The organism is Cupriavidus sp. KB_39, from assembly GCF_052114485.1.
GTDB lineage: Bacteria > Pseudomonadota > Gammaproteobacteria > Burkholderiales > Burkholderiaceae > Cupriavidus.
Map to the genome: position 1 here is coordinate 1 of NZ_JBFREV010000260.1, position 360 is coordinate 360.

The 360-nt window shown below is 61.0% G+C and carries 1 protein-coding gene; it reads left to right on the forward strand.

Annotated elements, in window-relative coordinates:
* Positions 1 to 149 precede the first annotated feature (149 nt).
* Positions 150 to 360, forward strand: a 211-nt coding sequence (locus tag AB4Z27_RS29845; RefSeq protein ID WP_441646091.1) for a DUF3304 domain-containing protein, incomplete at its 3' end; no start/stop codon positions are given.

Here is a 360-nt window from a genome sequence, read left to right on the forward strand (position 1 = left end):
GAAGGGCGACGAGGCGCGCAAGTAACCACAGTTCCAAGAGGAGAGTCATGCCTTACACAGTAGCGCGCCCACGGGCGTGGATAGCCGGCCTGCTAGCAGCATTGYCACTGGCAGTGTCCGGTTGCGGCGAGGAGCCAATCTCAGTGTCAATGGTTGGATACAACCACACCGATGTGGGCATCTACGCGTTCGAGGTCAATGGCCGTGGTGGCCCGAATATCTGGCCGCACGAAGGCGGTGGCAGTTTTACGTGCTGCGTCACGGTGCCACGGATCCACAAGCCTGGCATGACGGCGAAGGTCAGATGGGTCCATCGCATCGACGATGTGCCGCAGGAGCGGATCGTGCCGGTACCTCCTT